Origin of the sequence: Natronolimnohabitans sp. A-GB9 (assembly GCF_030848565.1) — an archaeon.
Lineage (GTDB): Archaea > Halobacteriota > Halobacteria > Halobacteriales > Natrialbaceae > Natronolimnohabitans.
The window spans coordinates 107,701-126,141 of the sequence record NZ_JAVDDV010000008.1; the positions used below are offsets into that span (position 1 = coordinate 107,701).

The following is an 18,441-nucleotide window of genomic DNA, read 5'->3' on the forward strand; positions in this document are numbered from 1 at the left end:
CGGCGGCGTCGATCCGGTGGCTGATGAAAACGCTGATACAGCCACCGTGCGAACCGACACCTATGAGCGAGAGACCGTGGACGGACCGGATCGTCGGCGCTCGAATGGCCGTCGATCAGGAGTTTACCTCCCGCGTCGAGTCCTCACAGTTTTCCAGCCAGCAGTGGAGTCTGATCATGACCGCGACGGAGTTCGAGATCGAACACCCCGAGGATCCCGACCGTGCACGGATCGTCGCCGACACCGACCAGGTCGAGCAGATCATCCCCGAACTCGAGAACATGCCGACCGGCGGCATGGGCGGGATGGGTGGCCCAGGACAGGGACAAGGCCAGGGACGCAGTGACAGCTCCTCGAGCGGTGGCGGCGTCCTCGATTCGATCAAAGGCGCCCTCGGGCTCGGTGGAGGCGACGGCGACGACGACCACGCCGAGAAGCTCCAGGCGGCCGAGCAGCTCACACAGGAGTACGCCGACGAACTCCAGTCACACCTCGAGTCGGAAGGACGCTGGGAACCGGTCCGGCAAGCGGCGGCCGCCGAAGACGACGGTGCCGAGTAGATCAGCGTCCAGCGGCTCTTCGCCCTGTCGGAGGACGGATCGTACGAATTGATATACCGATTTACCGGGCAACCGTCTCCTCTGGTCGTGGTTGCGCCGGTACCGACTTCTAGTCGCCGGCGTGAAAGAGCGTGTACTCGCTCGTCTCGTAGATGTTGATGAGTTCGTTGATGAGTTCGTCGTAGGATTCGTCGTCGACGCGCAGTGCATCGAGTCGTTCGACGGTTTCCTCCTCGAGTTCAACGGATGGCATACCTACGCATACGACTGCGACGGGCAAAAACGCCACGGGCCCGACGGTCGAGTGTCGGTCACGCGAGCCAGAGCGTACGTTTCGTCCCCGCAAAGGTTTACTTCCGTGGCTGTCCTTGAGCCGGATAAGAGGACAGATGGCTTCCGACGACACCGACGAGCACCGAATCGACGACGCGGGCAGCGAGCGGAACCGAGAGGAAACCGACGACCCGTTCGAGGGAACGGATCTCGAGCCGATCGGCGAAGAAGGTGAGACGACGTCGCAAGACGACGACGGCGTCCGCAAGGCGGCGATCGAGGAGGTCGACCAGCGGATCGTCGATCTGCTCTCGTGGATCCTCGATACGGAGACGCGAGCGAAGATCTACGTTTACCTGCTAGCAAATCCCGGCAGCACCTCCGAGGAAGTCGCCAAGGGGACGGGGCTCTATCCGAGCACGGTCCGGGAGGCACTCGCAGAGCTCCACGACGAGGAGCGGGTCCTGCGCGAAAAGCGTGCGAGTGACGGCGCCGGGAACAACCCCTACGAGTACACGGCGATCCAGCCAAGCGAACTCGTCGGCGGCGTCGTCGATCAGGTCCAGCGGGAGCTGAACACGATCTTTACGCTCGATCGCGTCGTCGACCGCCACGACGAGTCCGAACCCGACCTCGAGGCGGGGGCCGAGCCGGTGACGATCACCGTCGACGACACCGAACCGCCTGCACCCGGGACCGACGACGAAGCCGATTCCGAGGCGGAAGCCGACGTCGAACTCGTCGACGAAGACGACCCGGAGCCAGAGTCGGAATCCGACGCCGATCGGTAGTCGGGAGCCGTCAGACGGTCTCCTGTCGTCACTGCCTGCCGATCGCCGACCCCGTCCTGGCGACCGGCAGGAGATCGGGACAGCAGTCCGTCTCAGTCGTCGACCCCGTCTCGTCCGCGTCGCCCCGTTGCTTCCCGCCTCGAGGGTGTCGTCCGCAAGTGGTCCGAAATCAATCTTCGAGACCGAGCACCGCCGGTCGCTCGAGTTCCAGATCGTACTCGACGGCTCGCGCGGTCGTCGTCGGCCACCGGCCTGTCTCGGTCAGCACGTCGATCTCGTCGTCCGTAACGAGGACCGTGTCTTCGCTTTTTGCGCCTTCTACCGTTGGGTTCCAGGCGTAGGCCATCGGTGCCGTGATCGATGCTTCGTGATCCGGCGTGGCGATCCACTCCCGGCCCGCGAAGCCAGCGGCACCGCCCTGGTGGTGCCGTTCCCACTCGCCTCCGTAGCCGAGCGTCTCGTAGGCGTCCTGAATCGCCGTGAAGACGTCTCCAGCCGTTCCGCCGTCGGTCGCTGCCGCCTGCGTTGCAGCCAATGCCGTCGTCTCGACACGGGCCGCGCCGGCGTGTCGATCCTCGAGCCACGACGGCGGATCGAAGGCGACAGCGCGGGTACAACTCGCGTGGAGGCCGGCCCGCTGAGTCGTCACGGAGACGAGCACGTAGTCGCCGAGTTCGGCGTCAGTCGGCGTGTAGTGGCGGTACTGCTGAGCCCGTTCGGCGCCGCCGACGAGGACGACCGGCGCCTCGATGTCCCGTGCCGAGAGGGCGACCCGCAGGGCCGAAGCGACCTCGTGTTCGGTGTCCTCGCTGCGAAGTTCCCGGCAGACCGACTCCACGGCGGCAGCCGTTTCTTGACCCAACTCCCGGTACTGGTTCCGGTCTTGGTCGGTCAACGGCTGGCGCAGCGGCGTCGGATCGACCCGCTCGAGGCCGGGGACGTCGATGTCGGCAGCGGCTCGTTCGTCGTCTTCGACGCAGGCCGCGATGGCCTCACCGAGTGACGACGCGTGCCACGGGAACTCCTCGAGGGTGACGTCGTCACGGTCGATGTCGGGCAGTTCTTCGGCGACGATCCGCTCGGCCTCGATGTTGTTCGTCACGAGCCGGAACTCGGTTCCGTCGTAGCCAATGGCGGCGACGCCGGCGTCGGTCTCGCGGTCGACGACGTTGCTGCCACCGGTCAGCCAGGCGAAGGCGTTCGGTCGAGCGAACCAGACCGAATCGAGTCCGTCGGACTCGAGGTACGCCTCGAGTCGGTCACGTTTCTCCATGCCGGGTGCTGGCGTGGCCGACTCTTGAATGCGACGGACTGCCGACTCTCGAGTGCGGGACGTCCCCGACGAAAGCCCGTTAATTGACGGGTTGGAGCGCTCGGAACAACGATTCCAGCGTGCTAAGAACGACTCGGGCAACCTAAGTATGGGAGGTCCTAACCCTCGTCCGAACGCCCGTGTCGACCGATAGTCAGACCTCTCGTCCGCTCGTCCGTCCGCTGATCGAACGGTTCGGCTTTCATCATCTACTCGCGACGACGCTCGTGTTAGTCGCGGCGACGATCCTGCTGGGCGTCGCCGCGAAGGCGACCGGGTCGGGACTGGCCTGCGAGGCGAACTGGCCCCAGTGTGACGCCGGGCCGTACAATCTGCTCCCGGCGAACCTGCCGAGTTTCTACGAGTGGTTCCACCGCTTCGTGGCCATGTTCGCCGGCTTCGCCATCATCGGCAGCGCCCTGGCGGCCTGGCGGCTTCCCGACATCGACAAGCGGGTCGTGGGACTCGTCGTCGCCGGAATGATCCTGACGCCGATTCAGGTCGTCCTCGGCCGTGAGACGGTCACGCAGTACACGATGGACATCCTCGAGTTACACTTCTGGACAGCAGTCCTCATCTTCGTCCTGTTTATCGTCGCAACCGTCCTCGTCTGGTCGTCCCGCCTGACGGCGACACACGTCACCGGTGCGCTCGGGCTGGGCGCGCTCTCCGTGCCGTTTCACGTCGCGCTCAGTCCGCTGGTGATCGGCGACATTACCTCCTACAGTCCCTCGGTCCAGATGGCCCAGTACGGCGTCACCCTCGCGTTGCTGGCTGCGGTCATCGTCGCTGTCATGGTCGGCCGCCGTCGGTTCGAGTCCGGACGGCTGACCGGGCTGCTGTCCGTCTCGGTACTGTTGGCGATGGTCGTGATCTTCCTCGGCCGCCGTGCCGTGATGACGTTCAACCCCGCACTCGACGTCCTCTACGTCGTCGCCTCCGCTGCGCTGCTTGCGGTGTTCGCCGTCGGGATCTCTCTCTCTCGAGACGCCTCGAGCACCTCCCGGTCGCCGCTCTCGCGGTGACGGTCCGCTCGCGTCGTCGCGTCTGTCGTTGGTGACGGCGTTTCGAGGCGATCGGCGGTACAGCAGTCCGTTTCAGGCGAGGACGACGACGGACAATCCGGCGATCGTCGCGGCCGTGCCGATCCCGAACAACGCGTAGTTCGCAAGCGGGTTCGCGGCCGTCGTGACCTCGAGCGTGTAGTGACGACTCGAGAGTGGCCAGAACGGACGCACTCCCATCGGTGTCAGTGCGTCAGCCAGGATATGGGAGACGATCGACAGCGTTCCGACGACGAACGCGAACGCGACGACGCCGACGCCGAGCAGCGGTGAGGTGGCGTCGACGAACACGGCCGTGACCGCGGCGAGGCCGCCACCGACGAGGAGGGCGAAGACGAACGAGTGGGTCGGCCCACGGTGTTCGAGAAACGGCAGTTGGTGATCGCAGTCGGGTAGCGTCGAGAGCGCGACACAGACGAGTGCGCCGACCAGTGCCGTCGTTTCGTTCCCGGTGAGGGCAACGGCGGTACCGAGGGGCGCGTACGTAAGCAACGCGGCGCCGTAGTGGCCGACCTGATACATCACCCAACGTAATTCGCCAACGGCCCATAAATACACCGCTGCCTGCCCCGCCCGCTTCGCTCGCCGGACACGACCGCTGCACCTTTTTCGACGCCGGTCGAACGGCTGATCATGCGAACCAGCCTCAACATTCCCGAAGAGACCTTGGCGGAGTTCGATCGGACCTGGCAAGCCGAAGGACTCGACTCCCGGTCGCGGGCGCTTCGGGAAGCGATCCAGGAGTACGTCGAGTCTCACCACCGCCTCGAGCGAGCCCGTGGGACGGTCGCGGCGACGGTCGTCTTCGATTACGTCCACGAGGAGATCATCGAAGACCTCCACGAGATCCAACACGAGTTTCAGTCGGTCATCGATACGACCTGTCACGTCCACCACGGCGAGTGGTGTCTCGAGGCCGTCTTCTGTCACGGATCGGCAGAGCGGGTCCGGAATCTCGTCTATCGACTGAAAGACTTCGATGCCGTCGGCCGCGTCTCGGTCACGCTGTTGCGTGCGGACTCCGCGTCCGACCGAACCTCGTAGGCAGTCAGGAGGAATTACAGCCACCTATCCACTACTTAAACCACTTCGATATCTAACCGTCCCATTCTTATAAGATCCTGTGAATGTTTTATCGAACACCCCCTTCATGTACTGTGACGTTCGACGATACTTCCTACGGCAGTCGGATCGCGGACGACCGTTCCGACACGACGCGCTCGAGCGACGGTTCGAGAGGCGACGCGAACGATGAGCGTCATCGCGACAGTCAGCGTTCCGGCTGCCGCGTTCCCACTCGGTTCGTCGCTCGAGATCGATCAGGACGTGACGCTGACCGTCGAGACGACGGTCCCGACCGGTGACGCCGTCATCCCATACTTCTGGGCGCCGGCGACCGCCGCCGATTCCCTCCTCGAGTCACTCGAGTCCAACGACACCGTTTCGAGCGTCTCGATCGTCGACGAGGTCGCCGATCACGTCCTCGTCAAGGTGACGTGGGCCGATCGTGTCGGCAGCATCCTCGAGTCGATCCGCGAGCGCGACGCGATCGTTATGAACGCCGTCGGCTCGACGACGCAGTGGACGCTCCGGTTGCGGTTTCCGTCCGCCGACGATCTCTCGGCGTTTTATACGAGCTGTCTCGAGCGCGATATCTCGATCGAGCTCGTCCAGCTTCACGAAACGGTCGATCCGGGACGCAACGACCGGTTCGGCCTCACCGGCCCACAGCGGGAACTGCTCGCCGCCGCCTACGAGGCGGGCTACTTCGACGTTCCGCGCCGAGTCACTCTCGTCGAACTAGGTGACCGACTCGATATCTCCGACTCCGCCGTCTCACAGCGGCTACGCCGTGGGCTCGCTGCGCTCATCGATTCGACGATCGCGGTCGATACCAACGGCGAGTCGCCACTGCGTCGATCGAACGAACGACTCGGTATCGAACCGTTTGACGGTTCTCGCAACGATTGAGACGGATTGCTGTACCGACGTCCCGACGCATCCGCCGTCGGTTGTGGGTGTGCCGGAACTGACAGACAGGAGACCATATGACGGACGGCCGACCGTCCGAAATCGATCCGCTACCTCGATGAGGAAACCGGTACGTCCGTCGGCAACCGTGGTGGTTATGCGCTTCGACGGGTTTTCACCGGTCGTGAAGAACGTCACGGAGCGAACGAGCAACCCGTTCGGACTGCAACCGCCGTGTGACCGGACCGGTTCCGGCGAGCGAGCGGCCGTCTTCGGCTACGGTGACGCCAACGCCGACTTCCACCTGATCGGCGACCATCCCGGCGTCCACGGCGGCACCTCGACGGGTGTGCCGTTTACCGAAACGCCGTCGGGCGTGGCCATCCAGGACGTCGTCCGCGAAATCGATTTCGCCAGCGGTCCCGCCGATCGGCCCGACCTCGAGAACCTGTACTGCAGCTATATTCACATGTGTCTCCCATCGGACGGTGAGACGCCCGAGGAGGAGTCGTATGCCGACTTAGAACGGTTTTTCGATGCCGAACTCCGGGCGATCAACGCCCACATCCTGCTCCCGGTCGGCGAGCGAGCGACCGATCACGTTCTCCGTGAGTATACGACCCAGCGGCGCCGGCTCGAACTCGATATGGCGACACTACACGCCAAGGAGGTCCGCGGTCGCGGCTTTCTGGTCGTCCCGATCCGGGAGCCGACCGAGTGGGTGGATACCGACCGAGACGCGATACGCTCGCGACTCGAGGCGATCCTGGGACGGGATTACCGGCAGACGAAAGGCGTCGCGACGCGGATCGGCTGATACTGAGACTGCCGGACAGCAGTCGGCCGCGAATTCGCGACCGACCGTCGAGTCGTGCTGTTTGACGGTCTGACCGACGGCAAACCGTACGAGTCGGCGTCGCTATTTTCCGAACCGCTTCCTGACCGTCGCCCGCAGCGGCAATCCGAGTGCGCCGATCAACGGCAAGACGACGAACGCGAGCAGGTCCACGGCGAGTGTCGCCTCGCCGGCAGCGGTCACGGCGAGTCCGGCAAGGGGTGCCAGTACGGGCACGACGTAGAGATACGACGGCTTCCAGCCGGGCCCGCGACGTGTGTGGCGGACGACGACGCCGAAGAGAAGCGGCATAAGCACCGCACCAGCCAGCAGCGGCCCGCCGACGAGCCCGGTCGTCACGGTCACGGCCAGTGCGACGACGATCGTCTCGTCGATCGACACCGGGCCCCACGTCTCGCCGTCCCGATACGCACGAGCGCCGAGTATGGCCACGAGCGTCAGGCCGACGACGCCAGCCAACGTCCCGTACCACAGCTCCGCCTCGAGTGGCGGCGCGACGAGTTCGAACGCGGCCAGATACTCGACGGTCGAGGCGATACCGTAGCGGCCACTCGAGAGCGTCTCCAGAACCCCGTTCGGGTCGGTACCGACGGCGACAAGTTCGGCTCGCAGCGTCTCGAGACCCGATTCGTTTACGAGCGCGAAGTGCCCCAGGCCGCCGAGATAGAGCAGTACGGACAGCCAGATCAGCGGCAGCGAGAAGTTCCGTCGGCGCCACCAGCGGACGACGGCGTTGCTGTCGCTGTCGCCGGCCTGTGACCGGTCACGATCGTGATCGGAAGCGGTGTCGCGTCCCGTCCCCGTCGTGGCTGTGGCGGTATCGGTCGCTCGAGTCGACGTACTCGAGGTGTTGCCGGCCGTTTTGCTCGTTCCGGCCGTCCCACTCGTCGTTCCGGTTGCCCTCGAACTCGAGGATCCTGTCGACGTCGAACGCGAGGACCCCGTCCCCGTCGAGGCCGTCCCCGTTGATGTCGCGCCGGTGGTAGACGCCGAGGCCGTTCTCGAGGTCCTCGAGGTGCGCTCGCTCGAGGTGCGCTCGCTCGAACTCGAGTCGTCGTCGGTCTCCTCGGTCGAGTCGTCGCCCGACCGCCAGACGTCGGGCGACGGGAGGCCGCTGGTCCGTTTCGCGACGTACTCCTCGTGGCCGAGCCGGTCGTAGGCCTGCCGTTCGACCGGATCGCCGAGGATATCGTAGGCTTTCTTGACCGCGGTAAACTGTGCTCGTGCCCGATCGTCGTCGTTGTGATCGGGGTGATAGACACGAACCTGTTCGCGGTAGGCGGCTTTGATCTCGTCTTGGGAGGCGTCGGTTGGAACGTCGAGCAGGTCGTAGAAATCCTCAGTCATGTGAGAGTCAGGAATCGTATCGTCTGCCGTGAGTTATCGGCAGGGAATTATAGCCGTCGTGTTTATTTCGTCTCAGCTTCCTGTCTCTCGTCGCTCCAGCAAGTTGATTATTTCGGCTATTACAAGCGTCATGCTATCGTGACTGTCACGAATAATCGAATCTACTATCGGCTCGAGAAGTCCGTCAGCGACGACTGGCCGTCGGGCGGCTCAGTCGTCGGCCCCGAAGCACCGGCAGTCGAGTCCGCGTCGTCCGACCGTCCCCCGTCGGTTCGCCCGCCGGTACCGTCTCGTTCCCAGCCATCGAGACTGGTCTGATCGGCACTCGCGAACTCGAGGTTGGCCACGCGGACGCCGACTTTGCGGACCGGTTCGGACTCGAACTCGGTAAAGAGGTCCCGGGCGATCCGGTCGACGAGTTCCGGATCGTCGATCGGTCCGGGCAGGGATCGCTCACGGGTGTTGACGTCGTACGGCGGCGTGACGGCCTTGACACCGACGGTCCGATAGAGTGCGCCTTCGCGCCGTGCGCGGTCGGCGACGGCCGCCGCGAGGGTCTCGATCTGTTCGTACTTCGGCTCCGGGTCGGTGACGGGATCGGCAAAGGCAGACTCTCGAGAGAAACTCTTGGGATCGCCCTTGGGTTCGACGCGGCGGTCGTCGTCCCCACGGGCGCGGTCGTACAGTTCTCGGCCGCGCTCGCCGAAGCGCTCGACGAGAGGTTCTGGGTCGGCCGCGGCGACGTCACCAGCGGTCTCCAGTCCCATCTCGCGCAGTTCGCGGGCCGTCACGGGGCCGACGCCGTGGAGCAGATCGACCTCGAGCGGGGAGAGAAACTCCCGAAGTTCGCCAGGGCGGACGACGGTCAACCCGTCGGGCTTGTCGAAGTCGCTGGCGATCTTGGCGGCGCTCATCGTCGGCGCGACGCCGACGCTTACCGTGACGCCGACCTCTCGGCGGATACGGTCTTTGATGTGGCGACCGAACCCGTCGGCGACCTCCCAGGCGGTGCGGTCGGTGACGTCCAGATAGGCTTCGTCGATGCTTACCTCCCGGACGACGTCGGCACAGTCGTGGAGGATCGCCTGCACGTCGTCGGCGATCGACTCGTAGTAGTCCATGTCGACGGGTCGGTAGTAGCCGGTCTCCTCGCGCGTGAGGTCGGGATCGTAGTCGTCCGCGTCCGACTCGAGTGCCGCCCGTCGGGGAAGGCGCTCGAGGGCAGTCGAGATGGCCTGGGCGCTCTCGACACCGAATTCGCGGGCCTCGTAGCTTGCGGTGGCGACCGCGCCGACGGTCTCCCCGGGTTCGTACCCCATCCCGACGACGACGGGTTCGCCCCGCAGTTCGGGCTCGCGAAGCCGCTCACAGGAGGCATAGAAGCAGTCGGCGTCGACGTGACAGACGATCCGCTCTTCAGCGTCGTCGTCCGCCACGACACCCGGTAACCGCGGCCCGTCGGTCATGCGTTTGGGGGGTTCGAGCGGATCGTTGTGAACGTTGTGTCCGGTGACGGTCGGCGGCTCCGGACGGGGGATAGTGGATCGACACCAGTCGCCATACGGCCTGCTATCGTCACGTCCCCCGATCGCCGACCTCACTCTGGCGATCGATGGGAGATCGGGACAGCAGTCCGTCTCAGTTGTAGCCGCGCCAGCGCTTGCCACACTCGGTGCACTTGAAAAAGCGCGTCGGCGGCTCGTCGGCCGAGGCGGTCTGTTTGAGCGTATACCAGGCCTCCTGGTTACCACACTCATCACAGACCACGTCCGTCGCTTTGGGCTTGCCCTCGAAGTTCGCCTCTTCCGAGGACTCGATCACGTCGTCGTCGGTCTGGGACTCGGTCGTGACGAAGGCGTCTTCCTGCTCGCGGTCGCGCTCGCTCGAGGCGCCACAGTCGTCGTTCGTACAGACCATGCGGTCGCCCTGGGCTTTCATCATCGAACCGCAGTCGTCGCAAAACTGCATACCTGGGTGTAGCGGATCGAGGCGCAAAAACGCTCCTCTCGAGTGGCCCGAACGCGGTGGCTCCGTCGACGACCGCCTTATCGCCGCTGGCCGTCGATCCACACGCGAGCCCCGCTCGAGGCCGGCTCCGACAGGAGAACCTGGCCCTCGTGACCGGTGTCGGAAAGCGCGTCACGGGCCGCGGCTTCGGCTTCGTCGGCGTGTGCCCGATCGGTCACGCCGTAGACGACGGGGCCCCACGACGACTGGCCGACGCCGGTCGGGACCGGATACGACTCGAGGGCCTCGACGATCGTCCCCGCCGGCGGGCGAAAGACACCGCCCTGGGCGTCGGCGTACCAGGCGCCGTTCTTGCGGCCGATTTCGGCGATCGCTTCACCGAAGGCCTCGAGACGGCCCGCAGCGACGGCCGGGAGCAGCTTTCGAGTGACGACGCCGGCAATCTCGTCGGCGACGGCTGGATCGGCGCGTTCGACGACTGCGCGCATACTCGCGTCTTCGTCGTCGCCGCTGCGGCCGGGATCGGCATCGGGGACGACGACGAGAAAGCGCCAGTCGTCGGGCAGTTCGTGGCGGGCGACGACCGGCGGGACCGTCCAATCGCCCTCCGTCGGTGGCTCCGTCGTGAAGCGGTTCGTCGGGTGGCCGGCGTCGACGACGAAGCCGCCGTCTTCGAAGGTCGCGACGCCGACGCCGCTGCGACCGCCACGTCCCATCGCTGGCGCGTGCTCTCGCACCCGGGGCTCGAGGTCGTAAGCGTGAGCCGTCGCGGCGAGGACGGAGAGTGCGAGCTGGGTGCCGCTGCCGAGGCCGACGTGTCGCGGCAGGCGTTCCTCGAGCGTGATCGCGACCCCGGGGACCCCGAGGACGTCGGCGGCGCAGGCGGCGTACTTCCGAACCAGCGGATCGTCACCGTCGATCGTCGATGCGCGCTCGGCCGAGACGGTGACGCGTGGCTCTTCGAGGCCGACGCCGAGGCCGCCGTAGAGTCGTCGCCGGGCGAGCGAGAGGTTCTGGAAGCCGACGTGGAGTCGGGCCCCCGCGCTGACGGTCGCGGTCATTACGGCGGCGTTAGGGAGCCCCTCGGGAAGGGGGTTTCGACGTTGGCAACGACTGTCGGCGGTAGTGTCCGCGGCGTCGCCGGGTTCGACTGCCCGAGACGCTAGTGGTTTATGAGCCGAACGCCTATGCTCGAGTCGTGCCAACCGATCGATCGCTCGGCGGCGTTGTCCTCGCGGGTGGCTACTCGACGCGGTTCGGCGAGGCCGACAAAGCCGTCGCCGACCTCGCGGGACGGCCGATGATCACCCACGTCGTCGACCGGCTCGCGGCGGTGGCCGACGACATCGTCGTCAACTGTCGGGACGAACAGCTCGCGTCGATTCGAGACGCGTTCGCCGACGCCGACGCCGACGTCGAGCCGACGTACGCGACCGATCCGGTCCCCGACCGCGGGCCGCTGGCTGGGATCCGGGTCGGCCTCGAGGCCGCCGATCGCGAGTACGCTGCCGTCGTCGCCTGCGACATGCCGTTTGCCGATCCGAACCTGTTCGAGACGCTCTACGAGCACGCCCGTGGCCGCGACGGGGCCGTCGTCCAACTCGAGGACGGCTGGTATCAAACGACCCAGGCAGTCTATCGGACCGAGACGATGGCTCGCGCCTGCGGTGACGTGATCGACTCCGACGACCGACGGATCCTCACCGCGTTCGAACAACTCGACGTCGCGACCGTTCCCGAGGCCGAACTCGAGGATATCTCCGAGCGGACGTTCGAGAGCATCGACACCCAGGAGGCACTTCGGGAAGCGGAACGACGACTCGAAAAATGAGTCCGATCGCGCCCCGATAGCAGTCAGTCTCTGTCCTGTTTCGCGCCGGGGTTTGTCACGGCGCCGTTAGCAGCGGAGCCGAACTGCTGGCCGTACTTTGCCAGCACGCCGGTGGTGTAGCTCGGTTCGGGCAGCGCTTTGTCCTCGAGTCGAGCCTCGAGTTCTTCGTCGCTGAGGTCGACGGAGAGTTCGAGGTCGTCGATGTCGATCGTCACGGTGTCGCCGTCCTCGAGTGCGGCGATGGGGCCGCCGACGGCGGCCTCGGGTGCGACGTGACCGATGGAGAACCCGCGGGTGGCACCGGAGAACCGACCGTCAGTAAAGAGTGCGACGTCCTCGGCGTGGCCCTGACCGGCGACCGCGCTCGTGACGCCGAGCATCTCCCGCATACCGGGGCCGCCACAGGGACCTTCGTTCCGAATCCCGATGACGTCTCCGCTCTCGACGTGTCCCTCCTGGACGTACTCCATCGCGTTCTCTTCGTTCTCGAAGATCCGGACCGGCCCCTCGTGATGGAGGTGGTCTTCGCCGGTGATCTTGATGACGGCACCGTCGGGTGCGAGGTTGCCCGTGAGGATGCGGATCGCACCCCGCTCGTGGATGGGATCGTCGACGGTGTGGAGGAAGTCGGCCTCGAGGTCCTCGATGGCCGGCGGATCGACGCGTTCGATGGCCTCGGCGATCGTCTCGCCGGTGACCGTCAGCGCGTCGCCGTGGAGCAGGCCGGCCGAGAGCAGTTCGCGGAGCACGACGGGGACGCCACCGACCTCGTGGAGGTCGTTCATCACGCGCTCGCCACCGGGCTGGAGGTCGGCGATCTTCGGCGTTCGGGCGCTGATCTCGTTGAACTCCTCGATGTCGAGGTCGATACCGGCCTCGGCGGCCATCGCCAGCAGGTGGAGCACGGCGTTGGTCGAGCCGCCGACGGCGACCTGCAACGCGATCGCGTTCTCGAAGGACTCCTTGGTGAGGAAATCGGAGGGCTTGCGCTGTTCTTCGACGACCTCGACGGCGAGTTCGCCACTTTCGCGGGCGACCTCGTAGCGGTCGTCGTCCTCGGCGGGCGGCGAGGACGAACCCAGCGGCGCGAAGCCGATGGTTTCGGAGATCGACGCCATCGTGTTCGCAGTGAACATCCCGCCACAGGAGCCCGCGCCGGGACAGGCGTGGCGCTCCATTTCGTCGAGTTCTTCCTCGGACATCTCGCCGGTGGCGACGGCGCCGACGCCCTCGAAGACGTTCTGGATGGTGACCTCGCGGCCGTCGTGTTCGCCAGGCATGATCGAACCGCCGTAGAGGAAGACACTCGGCAGATCCGTCCGGATGGCGGCCATCATCATCCCTGGCATGTTCTTGTCACAGCCGCCGATGGTGACGAGACCGTCCATGCGCTCGCCGAAGGCGACGAGTTCGACGGAGTCGGCGATCACTTCTCGAGAGATCAGCGAGGCTTTCATCCCCTCGGTCCCCATCGAGATGGCGTCGGAGATGGTGATCGTTCCGAACTCGATCGGCATCCCGCCGGTCTCGTCGATGGCGTCGTACGCCGACTGGGCGACGTCGTCTAAGTGCACGTTACAGGGCGTGATGTCGGCAGCCGGGTTTGCGATGCCGATCATCGGCGAGGACAGGTCCGCGTCGTCGTAGCCCATCGCACGGAACATCGCTCGGTGCGGGGCTCGTTCGACGCCCTCGGTGACCTCCGTACTCGGTAGATCGTCGGGTTTGCCCTCCGCGGGCGACTGCTGCTCGGGTTGCTGACTCATACCTTGTGGGAAGGAACTGGGTCGTTTAAAGTCCCCGGATACCGCCGTCTCGGACCGCGGCGACCGAAACGGCGCCCGTCACCGACTGCCGGTTCGGCGACGTTCGTCCGTCTGTTTCCCCTTCGCTTTCCTGCACGGGTCTTTCCCGATACTGTCACAGAGTAGTTACCAGAGTCGAATGTACAAGTACTGTCTGGAGTGTGACTGGCACGCCAGCACCGCCGAGGGGAACACCGAAGGGGAGGTCTCGAAAGCGGCGATCGAGCACTTCGTCGAGACGGGACATACGGTCGAGTCGCTGCGGCTTCCGCCGCCGGTGATCATCGAGAACTGATACGGTCCACCTCATACGGACTGCTGTCCCGATCTCCCGCCGATCGCCGACCCTGCCCTGGCGAGCGGCGGGTAGTGACGACAGCGGTCCGTCTCAGTTCTCGCCGAACGGCGGTGAGGTCTCGATCCCAGTGTCGAACGCCTCGAGCGGGCGAACGCCGACGGCGTGGAAGTCGGGCACGCGCGGCCCGTCTTCGTCCTCGTCCTGTGCAAGCTCGATGTGCTCGTCGTCGAACTCGTCGATCGGGTGCGGTTCGATGACGTCGACGACCTCCCGGTCATCGACGCTGAGTACCGAGACACCCGGTGTCACGCCGGTCGAGGCGTGGGGGTCGCCGGACAGCGGTGCGGGACCGCGCAGCGTCACGAACATGTACTCTCCGTCGGGCGAGGCCCACATGATGTCGGGCGCGTCGCTCTCTGCCGGATCCTCGGACTGTTCCGGTCCGTACTCGTCGATCTCCTCGAGAACCTCGTTGGTCTCGGGATCGACGACCACGCCGTCGTTGGTCTCGCGGTTGAGCACCCACAGCTCGTCGCCGTCGGGCGTAAACCAGAACCCGTGAGCGTCGACGCCCTCGGTACTCTCGTCTTCTACCTCGACGGTGACCTCGTCGCCGCTGGTGTCGAGGACGTAGTAGGCGCCGACACCCTCCTCGTCGCTCGAGGGAAGCCCGGCGGTGAGGTAGAACTTGTCCTCGGTTGGGTGGGGCATGGTTCCACAGTTGGTCGGGAGTTCGTCCTGCGAGAACGCCTGCGTGACGGCGAACTCGTCGTGGTCGACGATCACGAGACCCGCATCGTGGTAGCTCGGCCCGAGCGTGTGGATCGAGCGTCCCTGATTGTCGAACTGATGGCAGATCGGTGCACCGTCCTCGACGCCGGCCTCCTGGACCGTCTCGTCCTCGAGGACTTCGATCTCGTCGACGACCTCGAACTCCTCGCTCTCGAGGTCGGCATCGACGCGGACGATCGCGCCCTCGTCGATGGCGTCGACGTGGATGTACTCGTCGTCGGGCGAGAACGCAGCCATGTGCGAGCCTGCACCGGTCTCGATGTTACCGACCAGTTCGTGGTCCTCGGTCCGGAAGACGAGCGTCCGGGCGCCGGCCGTACAGGCGACGGCGGCGTACTCGTAGTCCGAACTGTAGTCGATCATGTGCGGGACGACGCCCTCGTCGGGGACGTCCTCGAGGTCGTTGACGTCGATGAACTCCGTCAGCGCGAACTCGGCTTCGCCCGACTCGGTGTCGGCTGGTTCGTAAACGAAGACGTTGTCCCGGCCCTGATCGAGCGCCCAGACCTCGTAGGAGCCGTCTCCCTCCTCGAGTTCGGGATCGATCTCGTAGTCGAATTCAGTCTCCTCGTCCTCGCCGTCGTCATCGTCGTCGCCCCCGATACAGCCAGCGACGGCGACGGCGCCGGCCGCTGCGCTGCCCGCCAGAAAGGTGCGTCGAGTCTGGTTCGTCTGCATACCTCTTCTTCAACACTGCGCGGACAAAAGTTTGGGGGTTTCAAGCCCTCTACCTCCTGAAATCGGAAGATAAGACCGGGAACGGGGCAACACTTGACACGTCTTTTGATGGTCCGAGTACTGATCGACGGTTTTCGGCTCTTTCCGCGCAGATAGCGGCGTCTCTTCGGCGTAGCTGAGGAAAATATTGCCGCCATCTACGTCGACACAGCGACCTATTCACGATTCGGTCGGTACCGCGACTCAGTCCGTTCGGTACGGACTCCTTTCCCGGAGATAATAGGTGAAACGTTCTTATAGCACAGTGTTCAATCATCATTACTTTCGAAGTTGCTACCAGAGTATATTTCTCACCTGTCACCAAATGGCAAATTATGACTGGCGGACAAGATCCATTACTCGAGTTAACGTACAAACGGGGCTATATTCTCCGAGCGATATCGACTGACGGAGCAGAAAAACGGGATCTCGCCGACGAGTTATCAGACTCACGACCGACGATCGATCGGGCGATCCGCGAACTCGAAGCAGAAGGGCTTGTTGTACGGATCGAAGGGAACTGCCAGCTAACGTTGTTAGGGCGTTTGTTGTACGAGCGATATCAGGAAGTCCGTAAAGATTACAAGAAATTTAAATCAGCAAAAAGGTTACTCCAAGAATTAGGCCCAAGCGAACCTATCGATGATCGGTTCCTCAGCGGCTCAACCACGATCGAATGTCCTGATCGAATGCCGTATGGGCCTACGCCGATCACTGAGTCGATGATCAGTCAGGCGGACACGGTTCGGGGCATTTTGAGTAGGGTTCTTCCCGAGAGTATAGAGAGCGAAGAACTGACCGATCAGGAAGTAAAACGAACATTTGTGATTCACCCAGGAGTTGTGGATGCAACAGACAGTCATCGCCATCCGATAATACAACGGATGAACGAGGAGAGCTATGAGGTCTTGAAAACGTCCGAGACACCCGACTTCGATCTACTACTGATCGACGACGATCTCGTTTTTATTAGAGTATATTCCCAAACTGGAGGTCAACTCCTCGGTATGATCAAAAACGATTCCGATGCTGCCATCAAATGGGGAGAAGAGTTGTTCCGTCAGAAGAAACGACGTGCCAAACGAGTTCTCGGAGGAGAATGATCGCAAAGAGGCCAACTGCTGCAGCGGTGGTGATGATACCGCCAAAAAACACGCCGGCGTCTGCAAAATAAAACCCTGCTATGCTCCATAATCCGATAGCTAGAGTAGCTCCGGCACAGATCCCGACCAGAATATTCAGTACTGAAATGCCATCTTGATAGGTCCCGAAGAGTACAACCGCCGCGAAGAATGTTGGAATCCAGACCATAATCAGTAAACTCGCAGTGTTTGAATCGTAGAGAGGATATACAAAAACATCCGTAAGAAGCGATCCGACAATAATCGCTCCGATACATAATTCTAGTATCCTCGTAGTCTCTCGACTCATTTCGAGCATGAGTAAGTACACTTTTGTTTGAAATATAAAATTAATGTTTGAACAACTAATCAGGGATTGATCCAGCAGAATTGAGTCAACACTAGATCACTATTGTTGGAAATTATAGTAGATAATGCAAATAACCGATCTAAAGAAGCCTGAGTTGCGGTCAAACCATGACAGATGGTACCCCAAACAGATCCGATAGCAGTAACAGTTCAATTGGACGTCGTGACAGTCTGAAGGTACTGGGAAGTACCATTCCCCTTGTTGCTGGCAGCTCGCTTAGCCTCGGCTCAGTAGCAGCTCAGTCAGACACTGACGATCCGGACGTTTCCGTTCGTGAGGCGCTTACGGTCGCACGAGCGGTAGCAGAAGATGCTTCCCGGAAAGAGGCATACAACGATTTCAGTGCAGGCCGCGTCGAACGTCCCGAACTGTACTACTCCCTCACCAGGGAAGAAGCTACCACCGATCTCGTTCCAACTGCCTATGTATTCCCGGTCACGGATGATGACGATCACGTCGGACACATCACTGTCGCTGCACAGTCTACCATGCCCCCCGTCCTCGAGTACGCTACGACCCCTGCACCCCATGTGAATTTGGGCCGCGTTGGAGCACGAACAGATTCCTCGTTGTCGTCCGGAAAACAATTCCTCTACCAAGGTCCCCTCTCGTTCGGCGTGAGCGCTGTTACAAAAACCACCGGTGAGCTTGGTGAGCAGTTCATCGACCTCGAACGGGGTCTCTCATACGACCTCGAGATAGCACCGCGCATCAATCCCAACACCGGAGCGGATCGCTCCGAACAATGGGAATCTGTACTGGAGTCCAGTGATGATGTCGCAGCGTTCTCCGTAGCGCCCCAATCTAGTGGGTCTATCTCCGGCGTCCCTAACTGGACGGACACTGGATTCAGCGACTGGCCGGGATGTTCGCCGATCGCTGCAGCGATGTCCCTGGGTTACCACGAGACCAATCCGAGCCGTACAGACTTGATCGACGGGCTAAACGATGCGATGGATACGGATTCTGATGGGATGACATGGCCACAGAACATTCCGAGCGGTATCGAGGACTACGATAGCTCCTACTCTGCATCAAATAACTATATTGGCCGTCCATCGGCTGCAAAAGGAGGAGTGAACAACAACAACCCACCGATCGTCAGCACGCTTGGAGACAAGGAAGACGGTAAGGGAGACACAGCAGACGTCTCCCCGGACAGTTGGGACTCGCTGGTCGGACACTCAGAAACGGTCGTTGGTTACGAGGAGGACAGTTCCATTCTCGGCACTGATCTGTACCTCGACACGCACAACACGTGGGGTGGCACTCGTACGCTCCTCGTCGGCGACTACTGGGAGACGTACATGATTACTGAGATCGAACCATGAAACAACCGCGGGCGCGGTAGTGGCATTCCACGCC

20 protein-coding genes are annotated in these 18,441 nt (G+C 63.3%); 10 read left to right on the forward strand and 10 right to left on the reverse strand.

The features are described from left to right. Positions 1 to 62: 62 nt before the first annotated feature. Positions 63 to 560 (forward strand): DUF5799 family protein, encoded by a 498-nt coding sequence (locus tag RBH26_RS12540; RefSeq protein ID WP_306758664.1) that lies wholly within the window; start codon positions 63 to 65, stop codon positions 558 to 560. A 109-nt stretch (positions 561 to 669) separates the two neighbouring features. Here the strand turns inward: RBH26_RS12540 and RBH26_RS12545 are convergent, their stop codons facing one another. Then, a complete protein-coding gene (locus RBH26_RS12545; protein ID WP_306758666.1) occupies positions 670 to 813 on the reverse strand; it encodes a hypothetical protein in 144 nt (47 codons plus the stop codon). A gap of 136 nt (positions 814 to 949) precedes the next feature. Between RBH26_RS12545 and RBH26_RS12550 the strand changes: the two genes are divergently transcribed. After that, complete coding sequence (locus tag RBH26_RS12550; protein ID WP_306758668.1) at positions 950 to 1,624, forward strand: helix-turn-helix domain-containing protein; 675 nt, start codon at positions 950 to 952, stop codon at positions 1,622 to 1,624. Positions 1,625 to 1,793: 169 nt separating this feature from the next. On the opposite strand, the gene RBH26_RS12555 is transcribed toward RBH26_RS12550, so the two are convergent. After that, positions 1,794 to 2,897: a M24 family metallopeptidase gene (locus RBH26_RS12555; protein ID WP_306758669.1), complete on the reverse strand. Its 1,104-nt coding sequence runs from the start codon at positions 2,895 to 2,897 to the stop codon at positions 1,794 to 1,796. Between the two features lie 179 nt (positions 2,898 to 3,076). Between RBH26_RS12555 and RBH26_RS12560 the strand changes: the two genes are divergently transcribed. Next, positions 3,077 to 3,961 carry a COX15/CtaA family protein gene (locus RBH26_RS12560; protein ID WP_306758670.1) on the forward strand — a complete coding sequence of 295 codons (885 nt, stop codon included), beginning with the start codon at positions 3,077 to 3,079 and terminating at the stop codon, positions 3,959 to 3,961. Positions 3,962 to 4,033: 72 nt separating this feature from the next. On the opposite strand, the gene RBH26_RS12565 is transcribed toward RBH26_RS12560, so the two are convergent. Beyond that, the gene (locus RBH26_RS12565; RefSeq protein ID WP_306758671.1) at positions 4,034 to 4,522 is read right to left on the reverse strand and encodes a metal-dependent hydrolase; all 489 of its coding nucleotides are present in this window, start codon (positions 4,520 to 4,522) and stop codon (positions 4,034 to 4,036) included. A gap of 111 nt (positions 4,523 to 4,633) precedes the next feature. Here RBH26_RS12565 and RBH26_RS12570 point away from each other — a divergent pair, with 111 nt between their 5' ends. The 3 genes from RBH26_RS12570 (at position 4,634) to RBH26_RS12580 (ending at position 6,788) form a co-directional block, all read left to right on the forward strand. Beyond that, positions 4,634 to 5,044: a CopG family ribbon-helix-helix protein gene (locus RBH26_RS12570; RefSeq protein ID WP_306758672.1), complete on the forward strand. Its 411-nt coding sequence runs from the start codon at positions 4,634 to 4,636 to the stop codon at positions 5,042 to 5,044. Positions 5,045 to 5,251: 207 nt separating this feature from the next. Continuing rightward, positions 5,252 to 5,971: a bacterio-opsin activator domain-containing protein gene (locus tag RBH26_RS12575; protein ID WP_306758673.1), complete on the forward strand. Its 720-nt coding sequence runs from the start codon at positions 5,252 to 5,254 to the stop codon at positions 5,969 to 5,971. Positions 5,972 to 6,155: 184 nt separating this feature from the next. Beyond that, complete coding sequence (locus tag RBH26_RS12580; protein ID WP_306758674.1) at positions 6,156 to 6,788, forward strand: uracil-DNA glycosylase family protein; 633 nt, start codon at positions 6,156 to 6,158, stop codon at positions 6,786 to 6,788. Positions 6,789 to 6,890: 102 nt separating this feature from the next. On the opposite strand, the gene RBH26_RS12585 is transcribed toward RBH26_RS12580, so the two are convergent. The 4 genes from RBH26_RS12585 to RBH26_RS12600 all read right to left on the reverse strand — a co-directional run bounded on the left by RBH26_RS12585 (position 6,891) and on the right by RBH26_RS12600 (position 11,203). Then, positions 6,891 to 8,174 (reverse strand): DnaJ domain-containing protein, encoded by a 1,284-nt coding sequence (locus RBH26_RS12585; protein WP_306758675.1) that lies wholly within the window; start codon positions 8,172 to 8,174, stop codon positions 6,891 to 6,893. Positions 8,175 to 8,338: 164 nt separating this feature from the next. Then, positions 8,339 to 9,640 (reverse strand): DNA polymerase IV, encoded by a 1,302-nt coding sequence (locus RBH26_RS12590; protein WP_306758676.1) that lies wholly within the window; start codon positions 9,638 to 9,640, stop codon positions 8,339 to 8,341. A 172-nt stretch (positions 9,641 to 9,812) separates the two neighbouring features. Next, entirely contained in the window at positions 9,813 to 10,142 is a 330-nt protein-coding gene (locus RBH26_RS12595) for a transcription factor S (RefSeq protein ID WP_306758677.1), read from the reverse strand. A 77-nt stretch (positions 10,143 to 10,219) separates the two neighbouring features. Next, entirely contained in the window at positions 10,220 to 11,203 is a 984-nt protein-coding gene (locus tag RBH26_RS12600; RefSeq protein ID WP_306758678.1) for a beta-ribofuranosylaminobenzene 5'-phosphate synthase family protein, read from the reverse strand. A 137-nt stretch (positions 11,204 to 11,340) separates the two neighbouring features. Here RBH26_RS12600 and RBH26_RS12605 point away from each other — a divergent pair, with 137 nt between their 5' ends. Further along, entirely contained in the window at positions 11,341 to 11,973 is a 633-nt protein-coding gene (locus RBH26_RS12605) for a molybdenum cofactor guanylyltransferase (RefSeq protein ID WP_306758679.1), read from the forward strand. A 23-nt stretch (positions 11,974 to 11,996) separates the two neighbouring features. On the opposite strand, the gene ilvD is transcribed toward RBH26_RS12605, so the two are convergent. Beyond that, positions 11,997 to 13,739, reverse strand: coding sequence for a dihydroxy-acid dehydratase (ilvD, locus tag RBH26_RS12610; protein ID WP_306758680.1), 1,743 nt, complete (start codon positions 13,737 to 13,739; stop codon positions 11,997 to 11,999). A gap of 178 nt (positions 13,740 to 13,917) precedes the next feature. Between ilvD and RBH26_RS12615 the strand changes: the two genes are divergently transcribed. Next, positions 13,918 to 14,073, forward strand: a complete 156-nt coding sequence (locus RBH26_RS12615; protein WP_306758681.1) for a hypothetical protein — start codon at positions 13,918 to 13,920, stop codon at positions 14,071 to 14,073. 93 nt (positions 14,074 to 14,166) lie between these two features. Here RBH26_RS12615 and RBH26_RS12620 read toward each other — a convergent pair whose 3' ends face one another. Continuing rightward, a complete protein-coding gene (locus RBH26_RS12620; RefSeq protein ID WP_306758683.1) occupies positions 14,167 to 15,546 on the reverse strand; it encodes a cell surface protein in 1,380 nt (459 codons plus the stop codon). A 374-nt stretch (positions 15,547 to 15,920) separates the two neighbouring features. Between RBH26_RS12620 and RBH26_RS12625 the strand changes: the two genes are divergently transcribed. Beyond that, positions 15,921 to 16,688, forward strand: a complete 768-nt coding sequence (locus RBH26_RS12625) for a hypothetical protein (protein WP_306758684.1) — start codon at positions 15,921 to 15,923, stop codon at positions 16,686 to 16,688. On the opposite strand, the gene RBH26_RS12630 is transcribed toward RBH26_RS12625, so the two are convergent. Beyond that, positions 16,621 to 17,025 carry a hypothetical protein gene (locus RBH26_RS12630; RefSeq protein ID WP_306758685.1) on the reverse strand — a complete coding sequence of 135 codons (405 nt, stop codon included), beginning with the start codon at positions 17,023 to 17,025 and terminating at the stop codon, positions 16,621 to 16,623. The genes RBH26_RS12625 and RBH26_RS12630 overlap by 68 nt on opposite strands. 158 nt (positions 17,026 to 17,183) lie before the next feature. Here RBH26_RS12630 and RBH26_RS12635 point away from each other — a divergent pair, with 158 nt between their 5' ends. Further along, entirely contained in the window at positions 17,184 to 18,407 is a 1,224-nt protein-coding gene (locus tag RBH26_RS12635; protein WP_306758686.1) for a C39 family peptidase, read from the forward strand. The last annotated feature ends 34 nt before the right edge of the window (positions 18,408 to 18,441 follow it).